Origin of the sequence: Sphingomonas sp. Leaf30, assembly GCF_001422525.1 — a bacterium.
Taxonomy (GTDB): Bacteria; Pseudomonadota; Alphaproteobacteria; order Sphingomonadales; family Sphingomonadaceae; genus Sphingomonas; species Sphingomonas aerolata.
The window spans coordinates 485,995-502,310 of sequence record NZ_LMKZ01000001.1 but is presented as its reverse complement, the minus strand read 5'-3'; the positions used below and the strand labels follow the sequence as shown (position 1 = coordinate 502,310).

Annotated in this window: 15 protein-coding genes; 8 read left to right on the top strand and 7 right to left on the bottom strand. The window is 69.9% G+C overall.

What is annotated here, in order from left to right; genetic code table 11:
* Positions 1 to 540: 540 nt before the first annotated feature.
* Positions 541 to 972: a nucleoside deaminase gene (locus ASE89_RS02425; protein ID WP_056675180.1), complete on the bottom strand. Its 432-nt coding sequence runs from the start codon at positions 970 to 972 to the stop codon at positions 541 to 543.
* A 79-nt stretch (positions 973 to 1,051) separates the two neighbouring features.
* Positions 1,052 to 1,285: a hypothetical protein gene (locus ASE89_RS02420; protein WP_031395039.1), complete on the bottom strand. Its 234-nt coding sequence runs from the start codon at positions 1,283 to 1,285 to the stop codon at positions 1,052 to 1,054.
* 227 nt (positions 1,286 to 1,512) lie between these two features.
* Here ASE89_RS02420 and rpmB point away from each other — a divergent pair, with 227 nt between their 5' ends.
* Complete coding sequence (gene rpmB, locus ASE89_RS02415; protein WP_031395040.1) at positions 1,513 to 1,803, top strand: 50S ribosomal protein L28; 291 nt, start codon at positions 1,513 to 1,515, stop codon at positions 1,801 to 1,803.
* A gap of 238 nt (positions 1,804 to 2,041) precedes the next feature.
* Here the strand turns inward: rpmB and ASE89_RS02410 are convergent, their stop codons facing one another.
* Positions 2,042 to 3,076, bottom strand: a complete 1,035-nt coding sequence (locus ASE89_RS02410; RefSeq protein ID WP_236701592.1) for an esterase-like activity of phytase family protein — start codon at positions 3,074 to 3,076, stop codon at positions 2,042 to 2,044.
* 205 nt (positions 3,077 to 3,281) lie between these two features.
* Between ASE89_RS02410 and ASE89_RS02405 the strand changes: the two genes are divergently transcribed.
* Positions 3,282 to 3,668, top strand: a complete 387-nt coding sequence (locus ASE89_RS02405) for a glycine zipper 2TM domain-containing protein (protein ID WP_056406961.1) — start codon at positions 3,282 to 3,284, stop codon at positions 3,666 to 3,668.
* Between the two features lie 527 nt (positions 3,669 to 4,195).
* Here ASE89_RS02405 and phbB read toward each other — a convergent pair.
* The 4 genes from phbB to ASE89_RS02385 all read right to left on the bottom strand — a co-directional run bounded on the left by phbB (position 4,196) and on the right by ASE89_RS02385 (position 10,292).
* Positions 4,196 to 4,918, bottom strand: a complete 723-nt coding sequence (gene phbB, locus ASE89_RS02400; RefSeq protein WP_031439092.1) for an acetoacetyl-CoA reductase — start codon at positions 4,916 to 4,918, stop codon at positions 4,196 to 4,198.
* A gap of 34 nt (positions 4,919 to 4,952) precedes the next feature.
* Positions 4,953 to 5,960 carry a ferrochelatase gene (gene hemH / locus ASE89_RS02395; protein ID WP_056673681.1) on the bottom strand — a complete coding sequence of 336 codons (1,008 nt, stop codon included), beginning with the start codon at positions 5,958 to 5,960 and terminating at the stop codon, positions 4,953 to 4,955.
* Entirely contained in the window at positions 5,957 to 8,149 is a 2,193-nt protein-coding gene (locus tag ASE89_RS02390; protein WP_056673678.1) for a xanthine dehydrogenase family protein molybdopterin-binding subunit, read from the bottom strand. The genes hemH and ASE89_RS02390 overlap by 4 nt, the downstream gene beginning before the upstream one ends.
* 454 nt (positions 8,150 to 8,603) lie before the next feature.
* A complete protein-coding gene (locus ASE89_RS02385; protein ID WP_201781519.1) occupies positions 8,604 to 10,292 on the bottom strand; it encodes a class I adenylate-forming enzyme family protein in 1,689 nt (562 codons plus the stop codon).
* A gap of 94 nt (positions 10,293 to 10,386) precedes the next feature.
* Between ASE89_RS02385 and lgt the strand changes: the two genes are divergently transcribed.
* The 6 genes from lgt (at position 10,387) to ASE89_RS02355 (ending at position 16,201) form a co-directional block, all read left to right on the top strand.
* On the top strand, positions 10,387 to 11,295 hold the full coding sequence (lgt, locus tag ASE89_RS02380) for a prolipoprotein diacylglyceryl transferase (protein ID WP_031440708.1): 909 nt from the start codon (positions 10,387 to 10,389) through the stop codon (positions 11,293 to 11,295).
* Between the two features lie 137 nt (positions 11,296 to 11,432).
* Positions 11,433 to 12,485 carry a class I SAM-dependent methyltransferase gene (locus tag ASE89_RS02375; RefSeq protein ID WP_056673676.1) on the top strand — a complete coding sequence of 351 codons (1,053 nt, stop codon included), beginning with the start codon at positions 11,433 to 11,435 and terminating at the stop codon, positions 12,483 to 12,485.
* A complete protein-coding gene (locus ASE89_RS02370) occupies positions 12,482 to 12,991 on the top strand; it encodes a GNAT family N-acetyltransferase (RefSeq protein WP_056673672.1) in 510 nt (169 codons plus the stop codon). The genes ASE89_RS02375 and ASE89_RS02370 overlap by 4 nt, the downstream gene beginning before the upstream one ends.
* Positions 12,992 to 13,280: 289 nt before the next feature.
* Entirely contained in the window at positions 13,281 to 14,051 is a 771-nt protein-coding gene (gene pgeF / locus ASE89_RS02365; RefSeq protein WP_056673670.1) for a peptidoglycan editing factor PgeF, read from the top strand.
* Between the two features lie 76 nt (positions 14,052 to 14,127).
* The gene (locus tag ASE89_RS02360; protein ID WP_373928262.1) at positions 14,128 to 15,471 is read left to right on the top strand and encodes a cystathionine gamma-synthase family protein; all 1,344 of its coding nucleotides are present in this window, start codon (positions 14,128 to 14,130) and stop codon (positions 15,469 to 15,471) included.
* A gap of 211 nt (positions 15,472 to 15,682) precedes the next feature.
* The gene (locus ASE89_RS02355) at positions 15,683 to 16,201 is read left to right on the top strand and encodes a phosphoribosyltransferase (RefSeq protein ID WP_031440516.1); all 519 of its coding nucleotides are present in this window, start codon (positions 15,683 to 15,685) and stop codon (positions 16,199 to 16,201) included.
* Positions 16,202 to 16,316: the final 115 nt, after the last annotated feature.

Genomic DNA, 16,316 nt, shown 5'->3' with positions numbered 1-16,316 from the left:
CCCCATCACCCAGAACGACCTCCGCTAACCCCCCCCGTCCGCCCGCCCCCTCCGTCATCCCGGCGAAAGCCGGGACCTAGGGTGCGGGCGGACTGGCAGTAGAAGAAGGGGGTTCGCGCGGAGACGCGGAGGCGCAGAGAGGGTGTGCACGTCGCGAAGCGACCACCCGATCACGTCCGACAGAGCTAAAGGTCAGGGTCTCCCGACCGAAGGGCCGGATGCACCCCCTCCGCGCCTCCGCGCCTCCGCGTGAACCCACTCTTCTTAATCACCCCGTCATCCCGGCGAAGGCCGGGACCCAAGGCCACAAGCGCAAACCCGCATGGCCCTGCACTCCGGCGTCAGCCGGAAGGACGAGCACGCGCCACAAGACAGAAGAAGTTTGGTTCACGCGGAGGCGCGGAGGCGCGGAGACGGTGTGGACGTCGCAGAGCGACCGCCCGATCACGTCCGGCAGCGCAAAAGGTCAGGGTCTCCCGACCGAAGGGCCGGATGCACCCCCTCCGCGCCTCCGCGTCTCCGCGCGAACCCATTCTTCTTCTACGGACGCCGCCCCCGGAAAAACCCCGTCAGCAACGCGCCAGCCTCCCGCTCCCCGATCCCCGCATACACCTCAGGCCGATGATGGCACGTCGGCTGCCCGAAGAACCGCGCGCCATGTTCGACCGCGCCGCCCTTCGCATCCGCCGCCCCGTAATAGAGCCGCGCGATCCGGGCGTGTGCGATCGCCCCCGCGCACATCGCGCACGGCTCCAGCGTCACCCACAGATCGCAGTCCTCCAGCCGATCCCGCCCCAGCACCTTCGCCGCCGCGCGAATCGCAAGCATCTCGGCATGCGCGGTCGGATCGCACAGCGCGCGCGGCGCATTGGCCGCGGTCGCGATCACCTGCCCGGCACGCACCACGACAGCGCCGACCGGCACCTCGCCCGCTGCCGCGGCATCGCGCGCGGCGTCGAGCGCGCGCCGCATCGGGTCGGGGATCGGAAACATGCCCCGCCCTGCCCTGCCTTCCCCATCAGGTAAAGCCACAGCGCAGGGCGGGCGCGGATCAGTTGGCGGGCACCTGGCCATTGTCCGCCGCGGTCCCCGGCTTGTCGACCGAGATCGTCGGCACCGCGACCGTCTTGGTCTCGGTCCCCAGCCGCACCTTGGCAACGTCCGCCTCGAATTTCGGCGTCTGAATCGCGCCGGCACGCGTCTGGTCGATGTTGATGATCCCGAAATACATCAGAGCGACGACGGCGAGCAGCGCGATCGCGACCAGAGACAAGAGCGTACGCATGGAATTCCCCTTATATAAGGCCACGACCCAATGCGGGCGTCGACCGGTTCGATGGCGTAACAACGTCGATCAACCCCGCGCGGTTGCACGCCCCGCTCTGCCGCCCCGTTCGCCGCATCCACGCAAGCGCCGATCGGCAAAAACGGGTGAATCGGTTGACGCGGCCGCGCTTGCCGGGTATCCGCGCGCCTTTCCGGGGTTCCTCCCGACACTTGATAGGTAGACAGATGTCGCGCATTTGCGAACTGACCGGCAAAGGCCGGATGGTCGGGAACAACGTGTCCCACGCCAACAACAAGACCAAGCGTACGTTCCTGCCCAACCTGCAGAACGTCACGCTGATCTCCGATTCGCTCGAGCAGAGCGTTCGTCTCCGCGTCTCGACGCACGGCCTGCGTTCGGTCGAGCATAATGGCGGCCTCGACAACTGGCTCGTCAAGACCTCGGACGACAAGCTCTCGCTCAAGGCCCGCCGCCTGAAGCGCGACGTCGTCAAGAAGATCGCCGCCGCCGCCTAACCCGCGCGACTGCGACACGGCCCCGGCCCGCGCTCCCACCGGAGCGCGGGCCGTCGGCGTTTGTGCGCCCGTCGCAACGAAACGCGCCGCCGAACCCGTTCCACCCCCTCTCCGTTCGTGTCGAGCGCAGTCGAGACACCGCCATCCCCGCGCGCCCCCCGCCGTTCGTGTCGAGCAAACCCCTCCCGTTCGTGTCGAGCGAAGTCGAGACACCACCGCTAGCCCCGCTCGCCCCCCGCTACCCCTCCAGCCGAAACTTCAGCAACAGCGTCCGCTCCAGCACGGTCTCGTTGTCGTCCGACACGATCCACACCACCGTGTCGTCCCCCTCGCGCCCCACCGCGATCCCCTCGAAATTGTCATGCACCAGTGGCGCCGCCAGCCGGGCGATCTCGCGCCCCCGCACCACCGCCCCCGCCCGGATCGCCCCCGATTCGATCACCGTCACGGTGTTGGAAAACGCAAACGGCGCCGCAAAGGCGCGATTGAGCACGATCAGCCGCCCGTCGGGCAGCTCGGCGACATCGACCGGACTGAACCCCGTCGGCGGCACATAGGTAAAGCCCACCCCGCGCGCCGTCAGCGGGTCGCCCGCAAACAGCAGCCCCCGCCGCCCGGTCCCGCGCCCGACCCCGCCCGCGCTCGTCCGCACCCGCGGCCGCGCAGTCTCCGACAGCACGACGAATCGCCCGTCGCGCAGGCGCACCATGCTCTCGGGCCCGCCATTGTCGGGCCATTCGCGCATCGCCCGCGGCCGGACCAGCCCGTCGAATCGCGCCAGCAGCGTGCCGTCCGCCCCCGCGGCATAGCGCCCGACCGCGTTCCAATATTCGAACCCGACCCAGGCGGTCCCCGTCGCGGCATCGATCGTCAGCGATTCGCTGTCCCGGTCGCGCTTCGACCAGCCCTGCCCGGGACCACCCGGCAGCGCGGCAAAGCCGATCCCCGCGGGCCGCCAGTCGTCACCGATATGAAAGCGGACGATATTCCCGCCATCGCTCAGCAACGTCACCTGTGTCCGCGAGGCCCTGCGACGGACCGCGATCGAGGAATACCCGCCGAACGCCGAATCGCGACTGCGCAGCACCACCCCGCCCAGATAGGTCAGCCCGCCGAGCCGCCGCCGCGACGGATCGGCCGGATCGATCCGCACCCGCGTCGCGGTCATGTCCGCCGCCGCGCCCAGCAGCGGCAGCCGCGACGTGCCGCTCCATCCGGGCACCAGCAGGTACACGCTCGCCAGCACGAACAACAGGGTCGGGAAACGCCGCACGCCCGCCCCATAGCCGCTGCCGCGCCCGGGGGCACCCGCTTCCAGTCAGGCGCGCGCGATAGGGCGCGGGACCGGAGTCGCGCCTGAACCGTTGATAACGAACGCATTCAGGCTCGGCTCAATCCGACTCGACCATAAGGCTGTCATCAGGATCGAAGGGCCCGCCACCGGCGCACTCCCCCAGGTCCCAAATGGGAGACGTTTGATGTTTAAGACCTTCACCCTCGCCGTCAGCGCGCTCGCAATGGGCACCGCGACCCTGGTCCCCGTCGCCGCCGAGGCACAGCGCTACGGCTACGAGCGCGGCTATGACCGCGGTTACGACGGGCGCGGCTATGACCGTGGCCGGGGCTATGACCGCGAATATCGCGGCAACGACCGCCGCTACAACTACCGCAACGACCGCAACAACCGTCGCGGCTGCGACAACACCGGCGGCACGATCGTCGGCGCCCTCGCCGGCGGCCTGCTCGGCCACACGGTTGCCGGTCGCGGCAACGGCACGATCGGCGCGCTGCTCGGCGCCGCCGGCGGCGGCCTCGCCGGCAACGCGATCGATAAGTCGGACAACCCGCGCTACTGCCGCCGCTAAGCGCGAAAGCGCGGGGGCTCGCCAAGCCGAGCACCCGCGCCACCCAGTTCCTCCAGTTCCCTCGCGTAGCGTATCGAGGGCAGAGGCCGGTTTCCCCCCGGAAGCCGGCCTCGTGTTCGTCCGGCGCCGCGCACCGCGCGGAACCGGACCGGCCGGCGAGTGGCGCCCGCGCCAACCCGGCCGACGGCTTTGCCGACGGCAGGCCTGCCTACGCCACCATCACGCCCACCCCGTCATCACACCCCTCGTCCGTCATCCCGACGAAAGTCGGGACCCAGGGTTCCACCCGCAACGCCCGTGACCCTGGGTCCTGACTTTCGTCAGGATGACGGCTAATTTTTGGCAGGGGTGATCGACATCCCACTCCCGTCATCCTGACGAAAGTCAGGATCCAGAGCCCAGGCCACCGTCCCCAGCGACTCGCCCAAACCCCACGCCGCCGGCAAAGCCGTCGGCCGGACCGGGTTGCACCCGTCCGCCGGCCGTGCCGGTTTGGGCCCGGCTGCCCCGCAGCCGGGCCCAAACCGTTAATACATATGCTGCCCGCCATTGATGCTCAGCGTCGAGCCGGTCACGAACCCGCCCTCTTCCGAGCACAGGAACACCACCCCGCGCGCAATCTCGCTCGCCTGGCCAAGCCGCCCGACCGGGATCTTCGCGACGATCTTCTCGAGCACGTCGGCCGGCACCGCCGCCACCATGTCGGTATCGATATAGCCCGGCGCGATCGCGTTGACCGTCACCCCGGCCCGCGCGCCCTCCTGCGCCAGCGCCTTGGTGAAGCCGTGGATGCCCGATTTCGCCGCGGCGTAATTGACCTGACCATATTGCCCAGCCTGCCCGTTGATCGAGCCGATATTGACGATCCGCCCCCATTTGCGCGTCCGCATGCCCGGGAACACCGCCTTGGCCATGTTGAAGCAGCCGCCCAGATTGGTGTCGATCACCGCCTTCCAGTCGTCATAGCTGAGCTTCAGGATCGTGCCGTCGCGCGTGATGCCCGCATTGTTCACGACGATGTCGACATCGCCCAGATCGGCCGCGACCTTCGCACAGCCCGCCTGGCACGCGTCATAATCCGCGACATCCCATTGATAGACCGCGATTCCCGTCCGCGCGGCAAACGCCTCGGCGCGTTCGGCATTGCCCGCATAGGTCGCCGCCACGGTCAGCCCGGTCTTCTGCAGCGCAAGGCTGATCGCCTCGCCGATGCCACGCGTTCCCCCGGTTACGATCGCGACGCGTGCCATGCCTTCTCTCCCGCCATACGTGTTTTACCGGAGGCTAACCGCGGCGCGTCCAACCTTCAAGCTCGCGTGCGAGCAGCCGCTCAAGCATCGCGATTCCCGCAGGGCCGTCGTTCAGGCACGGCAGATAGGCAAAGTCCTTGCCGCCCGCCCCCTCGAAGCTCTCGCGCCCGCGAATCGACAATTCCTCGAGCGTTTCCAGACAGTCCGCCGAAAAGCCGGGGGCAAAGATCGCGACCTTGGTCTTCCCCGCCTTGGCCAGTTCGACCAGCGTCTCGTCGGTCGCGGGCCCGAGCCATTTCTGCGGCCCGAACCGCGACTGGAACGCGACCGTCAGCTCGCGCCCCATCGCCGCGCTCAGCAGCCGCGCGGTCTTCTGGCAGTGGCAATGATAGGGATCGCCCATCTCCAGCGTCCGCTTGGGCATGCCGTGAAAGCTCGCGACGATCGCATCGGGGACGAAATCGAGCGCGGCGAGCGACGTCTCGAGATCGGTCTTCAGCGCATCGATATACAAGGGATCGTCATAATAAGGCGGCAGCGTGCGCAGCGCGGGCTGCCAGCGCAGCCCCGCCAGATGCGCGAACGCCTTGTCGTTGGCGGTCGCGGTCGTCGCCGCGCAATATTGCGGATAGAGCGGCGCGAGCAGGATCCGCTCGCAGCCCGCGGCCTGCATCGCGCTCAGCCGCTCGGCGATCGCCGGCCGGCCATAGCGCATCGCCCAGTCGACCATCACCTCGGGCCCGAACGAATCCTTCACCGCCGCCGCCTGCAACCGCGTGATCGCGGCGAGCGGCGATCCGTCCTCGCGCCACACCTGGCTGTACGCATGCGCCGATTTCTTCGGCCGCGTGTTCAGGATGATGCCGCGCAGGATCGGCTGCCACGCGATCGCCGGGATCTCGACGACGCGGCGATCCGACAGGAATTCGCCGAGATAGCGTTTGACCGATCGCACGTCGGGGCCGTCGGGCGTCCCCAAGTTCATCAGCAGGACGCCGATCCGGGGCTTCGGAATCGCGGGATGGTCGGGGGGCAGGGTCATGTCGAGGGTCTTAAAGGCAAATCGCGCAGACGAAAGCCCGTTGCGGAGAAGATTGCGTTGGCGATCGCCGGCGCGACCGCAGGCACGCCCAGCTCGCCGACCCCGCCCGGCGCCTCGTCGCTGCGGATCAGCTCGACGGTGATGTCGGGCGTGTCCGCCAGCCGCGGCAGGTGCAGGTCGCCAAAGCCGCGCGCATCGGCCAGGTTGCGCGTGAAGCCGGTCGTCGCACCCAGCGCGGTCGCCAGCCCGAAGATCAGCCCGCCCTCGATCTGCTGGCGGACCAGATCGGGGTTGATCTGCACCCCGCAATCGACCGCCGCGACCAGCCGCTCGACCACCGGCCGCCGGTCCGCGCCGAGATGCGCCTCCGCCAGCACCGCGATGAAACTGCCGCGAAAGGCGTGGGCCGCGATCCCCTGGCCGCTGCCGGGGACGCCGCCATTCCACCCGCCCAGCGACGCCGCGGTCGACAGGCACCGCGCGAGTCTTGCGCCGCCGCCCAGCATGCCGATCCGGTAGGACATCGGCTCGGTCGCGGCGATCCGCGCGAGCTCGTCGACGAACGTCTCGGTGAAGAACGCGGTATAGCCATGCGCGCCGCCGCGCAGCGCGCCCGTCGGCACGCCGATCTCGGCGGCATGATGCACGACCGCCACCGCCGGGATCGCATAGGCGGGCAGCGCACCGCCGACCGCATGCGGATCGCCCCGCGTCAGCGCGGTCGCCGCCCGGCTCGCAATCCCCGGCAGCACCCGCGCCGCGATCTCCGCGCCGGTCGCGGGCGCCGCGATCACCGTGCGCCAAGCGAGAATCCGCCCGCGCGCATCGAGTCGTGCCGCCAGCCGCGCCGCCGCCGCGGGCCGATAGCGGTCGTGCATCAGGTCCTCGGCCCGCGACCAGACCAGGCTGACCGGACGCTTCAGCCGCACCGCCAGCACCGCCGCCTGCGCCGCCGCGTCATGCTCCAGCGCGGCGCCGAACGCCCCGCCGACCGGCATCGGATGGATCACCACCTGCGCCTCGTCGATCCCCGCCGCGGCCGCCGCCGCCGCGCGCGCGGGCCCCGGCGCCTGAGTCTGCAGCCACAGCTCGAGGATCCCGTCGCGGTATGCCGCGGTCGCGCTGCGCGTCTCGATCGCCGCATGCACCGCGGGCGCGACGCGGTAGGCGGCGGTCACCACCCCCGCCCCGTCGAGCAGCGTGCCGATCTCCCCGCTCTGCGCCATCGTCGCCCCCGGCGTCTCGAACGCGGCGTCGAGCGCGGCGGCGATCGTCCCGCTGTCGACCAGCCGCCCCCGCGTGGAAAAGCGCGGCGCCATCGCGGACAGCGCCTGCTGCGCCGCCCAGCCGGTCGTCGCCACCGCCGCGACCCAGGCCGGCGTCTCGACGATCTGCAGGACGCCGCGCACGCGGTCCGCGGCGGCGCGGTCGACCCCGATCAGCCGGCTGTCGCCGACCGGTCCCTGCCGGATCGCCGCATGGACCATGTCGGGCAGGCGGACGTCGCCGGTGAAATTGGCGGATCCGTCGACCTTGGCAGGCGTGTCGATCCGCGGCACCGACCGCCCCGCGAGCGCGCCCGCGCCCGGCCCGCCGATATTGGGGTCGTCCGGCAGCGTCTCGCGCGCGGCGTCCTCGGCCAGCGCGGCGAAGCGGATCCGCCGCGTGCCCTGCACGACGAACCCCGCCTCGGTCCGGCAGTCCGCCCAGTCCGCATCCCAGCGCCGCGCCGCCGCCTTGCACAGCAGCACCCGCGCCGCCGCGCCGGCATCGCGGCACGCCGCCTCGAACATCCGCACCGAACTCGATCCCGCGGTCAGCATCGGCGCGGGGCCGGCGACCGCTGCGGGAACCACGCCCGGCATCCCCTCGAACAGCGCGTTCAGCCCGACCGGATTGGCATAAAGCGGGTTGAGCGGCGCGGGCTCGACGCCCACCGTCCGCCAGTCCGCACCCAGCTCGTCCGCGACGATCTGCGCCAGCGCGGTATAGACGCCCTGCCCCTGTTCGGCCTGCGGCACCGCGACCGTGACATGCCCGTCGCTGCCGATCTTCAGCCACGCCCCGAACGCGCTCTCCCCCGGATCCGCCACCAGCGTCGGCGCATAGTCGCGCGGCCACAGCCCCCAGGCCACGACCAGCCCGATCCCCACGCCGCCCCCCGCCAAAATCCCCCGCCGACTGATCATCCCGCGCCCCTACCCCGTCTCCCCCCCGCGGTGAAGGCGCCGCAAACCGCCGGATGCGGGGAGCGGGGAGCGCGCACCACCCCCCACCCGTCATCCCGACGAAAGGATTGGATCATCCGCCCGCACCTCATCCCCCTCCCGTCATCCCGACGAAAGTCGGGACCCAGGGTAACAGGCCACAACGCTGCTGGGCTCTGGATCCTGACGTTCGTCAGGATGACGGGAGTGGGTGGGTCATCCGTCCGCCCCTCAACCCCCTCCGTCATCCCGACGAACGTCGGGACCCAGGGTAACAGGACGCAACGCCGCTGGGCCCTGGGTCCTGACTTTCGTCAGGATGACGGGAGTGGGTGGGCGTGCCGGTGCCTCGCTCCGTCCGTCATCCTGACGAAAGTCAGGATCCAGAGCCCCGAACGCCACCCCGGCCGACGCCCCGCCGGCCGAAGGCACCCCCTCAGACCATCCCCCGATACCGCTCCCGGATCGTCACCTTGTCGATCTTCTCCGTCCCCAGCCGCGGCAGCGGCGCGTCGGCGATCCAGACCCGCTGCGGCACCTTGAACGCCGCGATATGCTGGTGGAGGAACGCGCACAGATCGTCCGGCGTCAGCGTCTCGCCTTCCTGCAGCACCACGACCGCGCCCGGCACCTCGCCGAACCGCTCGTCCGCCAGCCCGAACACCGCCGCCTCGGCCACCGCGGGGTTCTGGTACAGCGCCGCCTCGACCTCCTGGCACGAGATATTCTCGCCACCGCGGATGATGATGTCCTTCTTGCGGTCGACGATGAACAGATAGCCGTCCTTGTCGAGAAACCCGATATCGCCCGTCCGGAAATAGCCGTCCGCGGTGAACGCCGCCGCGGTCGCCTCGGGCCGGTTCCAATATTCCTTGAAGTTGCACACGCTGCGGATGCCCACCTCGCCGCGCACGCCCGCGGGCTGCGCACGCCCGTCATCGTCGAGGATGGCGAGGTCGACCAGCGGCGCGCTCGCCCGCCCCGCCGAATTGGGCTTGGCGATATAATTGCTCCGCCAGTTACCCGTCCCCACCGCATTCGTCTCGGTCAGGCCGTAGCCGATCAGCGGCGCGCTGCCGCCCATTTCCTCGCCCAGCCGCCGGACATGCTCGACCGGCCGCGGCGCGCCGCCCGCGGCGAAATCGGTCACCGTCGACAGGTCATAGTCGCCGCGATCGGGATGGTTGAGGATCTCGAAGCTCATCAGCGGCACGCCGACGAAATAGGTCACGCCCTCCGCCTCGATCAGCCGCATCGCCTCGCGCGCATCCCATTTGGGCATCAGCACCAGCTTGCGCCCCATAGCGAAGCTCTGCAGGAACACCGGCACCTCGCCGGTGATGTGGAACAGCGGGATCGTCAGCAGCGTGACCGGCTGCCCGACCGGCGGATTGCCCTGCGCGGTGGCGATGCCGAGCATCATCATCGCCTGCCCCAGATAGTTGAAGATCGCCTGGATGATCGCGCGGTGATCGCACAGTGCGCCCTTCGACTGACCGGTCGACCCGCTCGTGAACAGGATCGTCGCATGGTCGTCGGGGCCCAGCGGCGGCAGCGCGACGCCGACCGGGTCCTCCTTCAGCAGCACGTCGAGCGCGATTCGCAGCGGCTGGGTGTCGTCGATCCCGATCACCGGCGTCGCCAGCCCGGCGATCTGCGCCAGCCGCTTCACGCGCGGCGGATCGGCGAACACCATGTTGCAGTCGACGTCGCGGATCGCAGCCTCCAGCTCGTCCGACTGCCACCAGCCGTTCAGCAGCGTCGCGACCCCGCCCGCCATGATGATGCCCATGTACAGCACGATCCACGACGGCGAATTGCGCATCGCGATGCCGATCCGGTCGCCGCGCTGGATGCCGTGCGCAGACACCAGCGCGCAGGCGACGCGCTCGGCGGCGTCCTCGACCTCGGCGAAGGTCAGCCGCTCGTCGCCTGCGACAAGGAACACCTGGTCGCGGTGCTCACCGGCATAATGCGCGAAATAGGCGTTGAGCGCGGGCGGCGCGACCGCGATCGTCGGCAGCGTCACGCCGAACCGCTCGATCGATCCGAGCCCAAGCATCCCCCCGGGCGCGGTCAGCGCCGCCATCGTCGAATCCATCGCCGCGTCTAGCTCGGTCCGCATCTCGCTCTCCCATTGCTACGACGACCCCGGTCTTATCGCCTTGGTCTTATCGTCACCGCTCATTATGCAGGCGCGAACGCGTGGGGAAAAGCCATTGATCCTGTCGACCTTAGCCGCCGTAGCCGGTGGCCTGCCTAGCCCCGCTACGGGCCAACATATCCGGTTCGAGGACCTGGGGCTCCACCCCGACGTCTTCTCGATCGGCTTCTTCACGCTGCGCTGGTACAGCCTTGCCTATATCGGCGGGATCCTGCTCGGCTGGTGGTATCTGCTGAAGCTGCTTGCCCAGCCCGGCGCACCGATGGCCAGGCGTCATGCCGACGACCTCGTCTTCTACGCGACGCTCGGCATCATCCTCGGCGGGCGGCTCGGCTATGTGCTGTTCTACGCGCCCGAGATGATCCTGCGCCCGTTGCGCATCCTCCGGCTCTGGGACGGCGGCATGTCGTTCCACGGCGGCGTCATCGGCGTGTCGCTCGGGCTGATCCTGTTCGCGCGCAAGCACAAGCTCAACTGGCTGCGCGTCCACGATTATATCGCCTGCTGCGTGCCGTTCGGGCTGTTCTTCGGGCGGCTCGCCAACTTCGTCAACGGCGAGCTCTGGGGCAAGCCGACCGACGTCGCCTGGGGCATCGTCTTCGCGCGCACCGTCCCCTTCGGCATGATCGAACCCGCCCGCCACCCGAGCCAGCTCTACGAGGCGGGGCTCGAGGGGCTCGCACTGTTCGCGCTCCTCTGGTTCGCCTTCTGGAAGACCAAGGCGCGCTATGATCCGGGCAAGCTCGTCGGCCTGTTCGTGCTCGGCTACGGCCTCGCGCGCTTCACCGTCGAATTCTTCCGCGAACCCGATTCGCAGCTGCGCGCCTTTGCCGAGAAGACCGGGCTCCACATGGGCCAGTGGCTCTGCGTGCCGATGATCCTCGGCGGCCTCTTCCTGATCCTCACCGCCGCCCGCCGCCGCATCCGCGTCGAACCGATCGCCGGCTCGCAGAGCGTCGCGTAACGGACACACCCCTCACCCCCACCCCGGCGAAGGCCGGGGCCCAGTTGGGAAGGCCCAGGTGACGAGCGTGCTGCCCCCCGTCATCACCGTCCCCCAACTGGGCCCCGGCCTCCGCCGGGGAGGTAGAGAAGTACATGATGACTGACACCGCACCCGACACCGCCCTCCCCGAACGCCTCGCCCGCGCGATCACCCTCGCCGGTCCCGTCCCCGTCGCGCAGTACATGGCCGCCGCCAACGCGCACTATTACGCGACCCGCGACCCGCTCGGCACCGCGGGCGACTTCACCACCGCGCCCGAGATCAGCCAGATGTTCGGCGAGCTCCTCGGCCTGTGGTGCGCCGACCTGTGGGACCGCGCCGGCCGCCCGGACGTCGCCTGGGTGGAGCTCGGCCCCGGCCGCGGCACGCTCGCCGCCGATGCCTTGCGCGCGATGGCCAAGGCCGGCCTGACGCCCCCCGTCCATTTCGTCGAGACCAGCCCCGCGCTCCGCACCGCGCAGGCCGAGCGCGTCCCCGCCGCGACCTGGCACGACGCGATCGACACGCTGCCGACCGAGCTTCCGCTGATCGTCGTCGCGAACGAATTCTTCGACGCGCTGCCGATCCGCCAGTTGCTGAAGCGCGAGGACGCCTGGCACGAACGCCTCGTCGCCGCGCAGGACCTGCTGTTCCTCCCGATCGCGGGCAAGCCGCTTCCCGACGCCGTCATCCCCGAGCCCTTCCGCGACGCGCCCGCCGGATCGATCCTAGAAACCGCCCCCGCCGCGGTCGGCATCGTCCGCGCGCTCGCCAAACGCCTCGTCGCACAGGGCGGCGCGCTGCTCGCGATCGATTACGGCTATGAAGGCCCCGCGCTCGGCGACACGCTCCAGGCGGTCCGCGCGCACGCCTTCGCCAACCCGTTCGAATCGCCCGGCGAGCACGACCTGACCGCGCATGTCGATTTCACCACGCTCGCCGCCGCCGCGCAGGCCGATGGCGCGGTCGCCTGGGGCCCCGTCGCACAGCGCGACCTGCTCGGCGGGCTCGGCATCGACACGCGCACGTCCGCACTTGCCAAGGCCTCGCCCGACCGCGCCGAGGCGCTCGCCGCCGACCGCCGCCGGCTGATGGACGACATGGGGTCGTTGTTCAAAGCGCTCGCGATCACGTCGCCCAGCTGGCCCAACCCGGCCGCCTTCGCATGATCACCTACCGCGACGCGCGCCCCGCCGACGGCCCCGCGCTCGCCGCGATGGCACGCGCGTCGTTCACCGAGACGTTCGGCACGCTCTACCGCCCGCAGGATCTCGCCGCCTTCCTCGACCAGGCGTTCGGGCCGCAGGGCCTGCCGTCGCAGATCGGCGACCCCGCCTTCCGCATCCATGTCGCGCTCGACGAGGGTGCGATCGTCGGGTTCGCGAAGACCGGCCCGGTCGCCTTCCCCGGCGACTGGCCCGCCACCGCGGTCGAGCTCTACCAGCTCTACGTCCGCGCCGACCAGCACGGCGCCGGCGTCGGCCCCGCGCTGATGGACTGGGCGCTCGCCACCGCGCGCGCCGACGCCCGGACCGAGATGATCCTCAGCGTCTATGTCGACAACCACCGCGCCCACCGCTTCTACCAGCGCTACGGCTTCACCGAGATCGGCCGCTACGTCTTCATGGTCGGCGAGAAGGCGGACGACGACCGCATCATGCGCCTGGCGCTATGACGCGGCACCTCCACCCCAACCTCCACCCCGGCGAAGGCCGGGGCCCAGTTGGGAAAGCCCCGGTAACGACGCGATGCCCCCCGTCACAACCGCCCCCCACCTGGACCCCGGCCTCCGCCGGGGAACCGCAGCACGCCGGTGCCTCACCCCCAGACCCCCACCCCGGCGAAGGCCGGGGCCCAGTTGGCACGTCCCCGGTAATGAAGCGCCGCCCCCCATCACAACCGTCCCCCAACTGGACCCCGGCCTCCGCCGGGGTGGCGCCAGAGCTTAAGCAGGACACACGCGCATGACTGACACCACCGCCCCCACCCCCATCCGCGCAAAATCGCTCGCCCCCATCCCCCACGGCTTCCTCACCCGCACCGGCGGAGTCTCGACCGGCGCCTATGCCAGCCTCAACACCGGCACCGGCTCCGACGATTCCCCCGCCGCGATCGCCGATAACCGCCGCCGCGCGACCGACGCCGTCCTCCCCGGCGCGCAGCTCGTCGGCCTCTACCAGATCCACTCGGCCGAGGCGGTGACGATCACCGCCCCCGTCGACGACACATTCCGCCCGCGCGCCGACGCGCTCGTCACCGACCGCCCCGGGCTCGCGCTCGGCATCCTCACCGCGGACTGCGCGCCCGTCCTCTTCGCCGACAGCGAGGCGGGGATCGTCGGCGCCGCGCATGCCGGCTGGCAGGGCGCGCTCGGCGGCGTCACCGATGCCACCCTGCTCGCGATGGAGGCGATCGGCGCGCGCCGAGACCGGATCGTCGCAGCGGTCGGCCCGTGCATCGCGCGCGCCAGCTACGAGGTCGACACCGGCTTCCTCCGCCGCTTCTGCGAGGCCGATCCCGAGAACGAACGCTTCTTCGCGGATGCCCGCACCGACCATTACCAGTTCGATCTCGAGGCCTATGTCGTCAACCGCCTCGCCGCCGCGGGGGTCGGCCGGGTCGAGGCGCTCGGCCGCGACACCTACACCGAAGACGACGCCTTCTTCAGCTATCGCCGCGCGACCCATCGCGGCGAACCCACTTATGGTCGCCAGATCAGTATCATCGGCCTCTGACGCCTCCCCAAACCGGTTGCGCATCGCTAGGCTCGCCGCATCGGCCCGCACCAGACGGGTCATGCAGGAGCCCAGAATGTCCGATACCCCGACCCCCACCGGCATGCCCGCCGAGACCGAAGCCGACCTCACCGGCGTCGCCGCGCGCGTCGCCCCCAAGCCCGAGGTCGAGAAGATCGGCGGCCGCAAGCTGAAACCCTCGACGCTGATGATGGGCCATGGCTACGACCCGTCGCTGTCGGAAGGGTCGCTCAAGCCCCCGATCTTCCTCACCTCGACCTTCGTCTTCCCCAATGCCGCCGCGGGCAAGCGCCATTTCGAGGGCGTCACCGGCAAGCGTCCGGGCGGTGCCGAGGGCCTCGTCTATTCGCGCTTCAACGGCCCCAACCAGGAGATTCTCGAGGATCGCCTCGGCGTCTGGGAAGAGGCGGAGGACGCGCTCGCCTTCTCGTCCGGCATGTCCGCGATCGCCACCTTGTTCCTCGCGATGGTCAAGCCCGGCGACACCATCGTCCATTCGGGGCCGCTCTACGCCGCGACCGAGACGCTGATCGGCCGCGTGCTCGGCAAATTCGGGGTCAAGTGGCTCGACTTCCCCGCCGGCGCCACGCGCGAGGAGATCGACGCGGTGATGACCGAGGCCGCGACCGGCAATGTCGCGCTCATCTATCTCGAAAGCCCCGCCAACCCGACCAACGCGCTGGTCGATGTCGAGGCGGTCGCCGCCAGCCGCGACGCGATATTCGGTGACGAGAAGCCGCCGATCGCGATCGACAACACCTTCCTCGGACCGCTCTGGTTCCAGCCGCTCAAGCACGGCGCGGACATCGTCGTCTATTCGCTGACCAAATATGTCGGCGGTCATTCGGATCTCGTCGCGGGCGGCGTGCTCGGCACCAAGGCGCACATCAACACGATCCGGACGATGCGCAACACGATCGGCACGATCACCGATCCCAACACCGCCTGGATGCTGCTGCGCAGTCTCGAGACGCTCGAGCTCCGCATGAGCCGCGCGGGCGAGAATGCGGCCAAGGTCTGCGCCTATCTGCGGCATCACCCCAAGGTCGAGCGCGTCGGCTATCTCGGCTTTCTCGCCGACGAACCCGGCGCCGAGCGTCAGGCCGACATCTATCGCCGCCACTGCACCGGCGGCGGCTCGACCTTCTCGCTCTACCTGAAAGGCGGCGAGCGCGAGAGCTTCGCCTTTCTCGACGCGCTCAAGATCGCCAAACTCGCGGTCTCGCTCGGCGGCACCGAAACGCTCGCCAGCCACCCCGCCGGCATGACGCACCTCTCGGTCCCCGACGCGCGCAAGCAGGCTTTGGGCATCACCGACAATCTGGTGCGCATCTCGATCGGCGTCGAGGATGCCGACGACCTGATCGCGGACTTCACGCAGGCGCTCGAAGCGATCTGAGCCTAACCTTGTTCTCCCGCGAAGGCGGGAGCCCAGACTGGGTCCCCGCCTTCGCGGGGAAACACCCGGACCGGGCGCCCCGCCTTCCCCCTTCTCCCCTTCCCGTCATCCTGACGAAAGTCAGGATCCAGAGCCCAGCAAACCCGCCCTACCCGAACCCGATCCGAACACCGGCTGGCCCCAGCGCCCCCCACCCGTTAAAGCGCAACGGATGCCGATCTTCACCCCCATCCCGCAGGACGATTTCGTCGCCGCGATCCACACCCTCGCCGCACAGCTGCGCGCGGACGCCGACTGGACTCCCGATTTCATCATCGGCATCGGCCGCGGCGGTCTCGTCCCCGCGGTCTTCCTCAGCCACGCGATCGGCCTCCCTACGCTCTCGGTCGACTATTCCAGCCAGGTCGAGGATTTCGCCGACCAGCCGCTCGTCAAGCTCGCCGCGCGCACCCAGTCGGGCGAACGCCTGCTCTTCCTCGACGACATCAACGATTCGGGCCGCACGATCACCCATCTGCGCACCGCGCTCGCCGCCGCGGGCGCGACGCCCGGCGCGATCCGCTTCGCGACGTTGATCGACAATCTCAGCTCCGCCGAACGCATCGACTACACCGCGCGCACGATCGACCGCCGCGACACCAAGGACTGGTTCGTCTTCCCCTGGGAAGCCGTCGCCCCCGCCACCACGATCGAACACGACGCCGCCGAAGTCCCCGACCGCATCGCCTGACGCGCGGCACCCGCCACCCCTTCCCGTCATCCTGACGAAAGTCAGGACCCAGGGTTACAGGCTCCGCGCTTAATGGCTCTGGATCCTGACTTTCGTCAGGATGACGGTGGAGGGA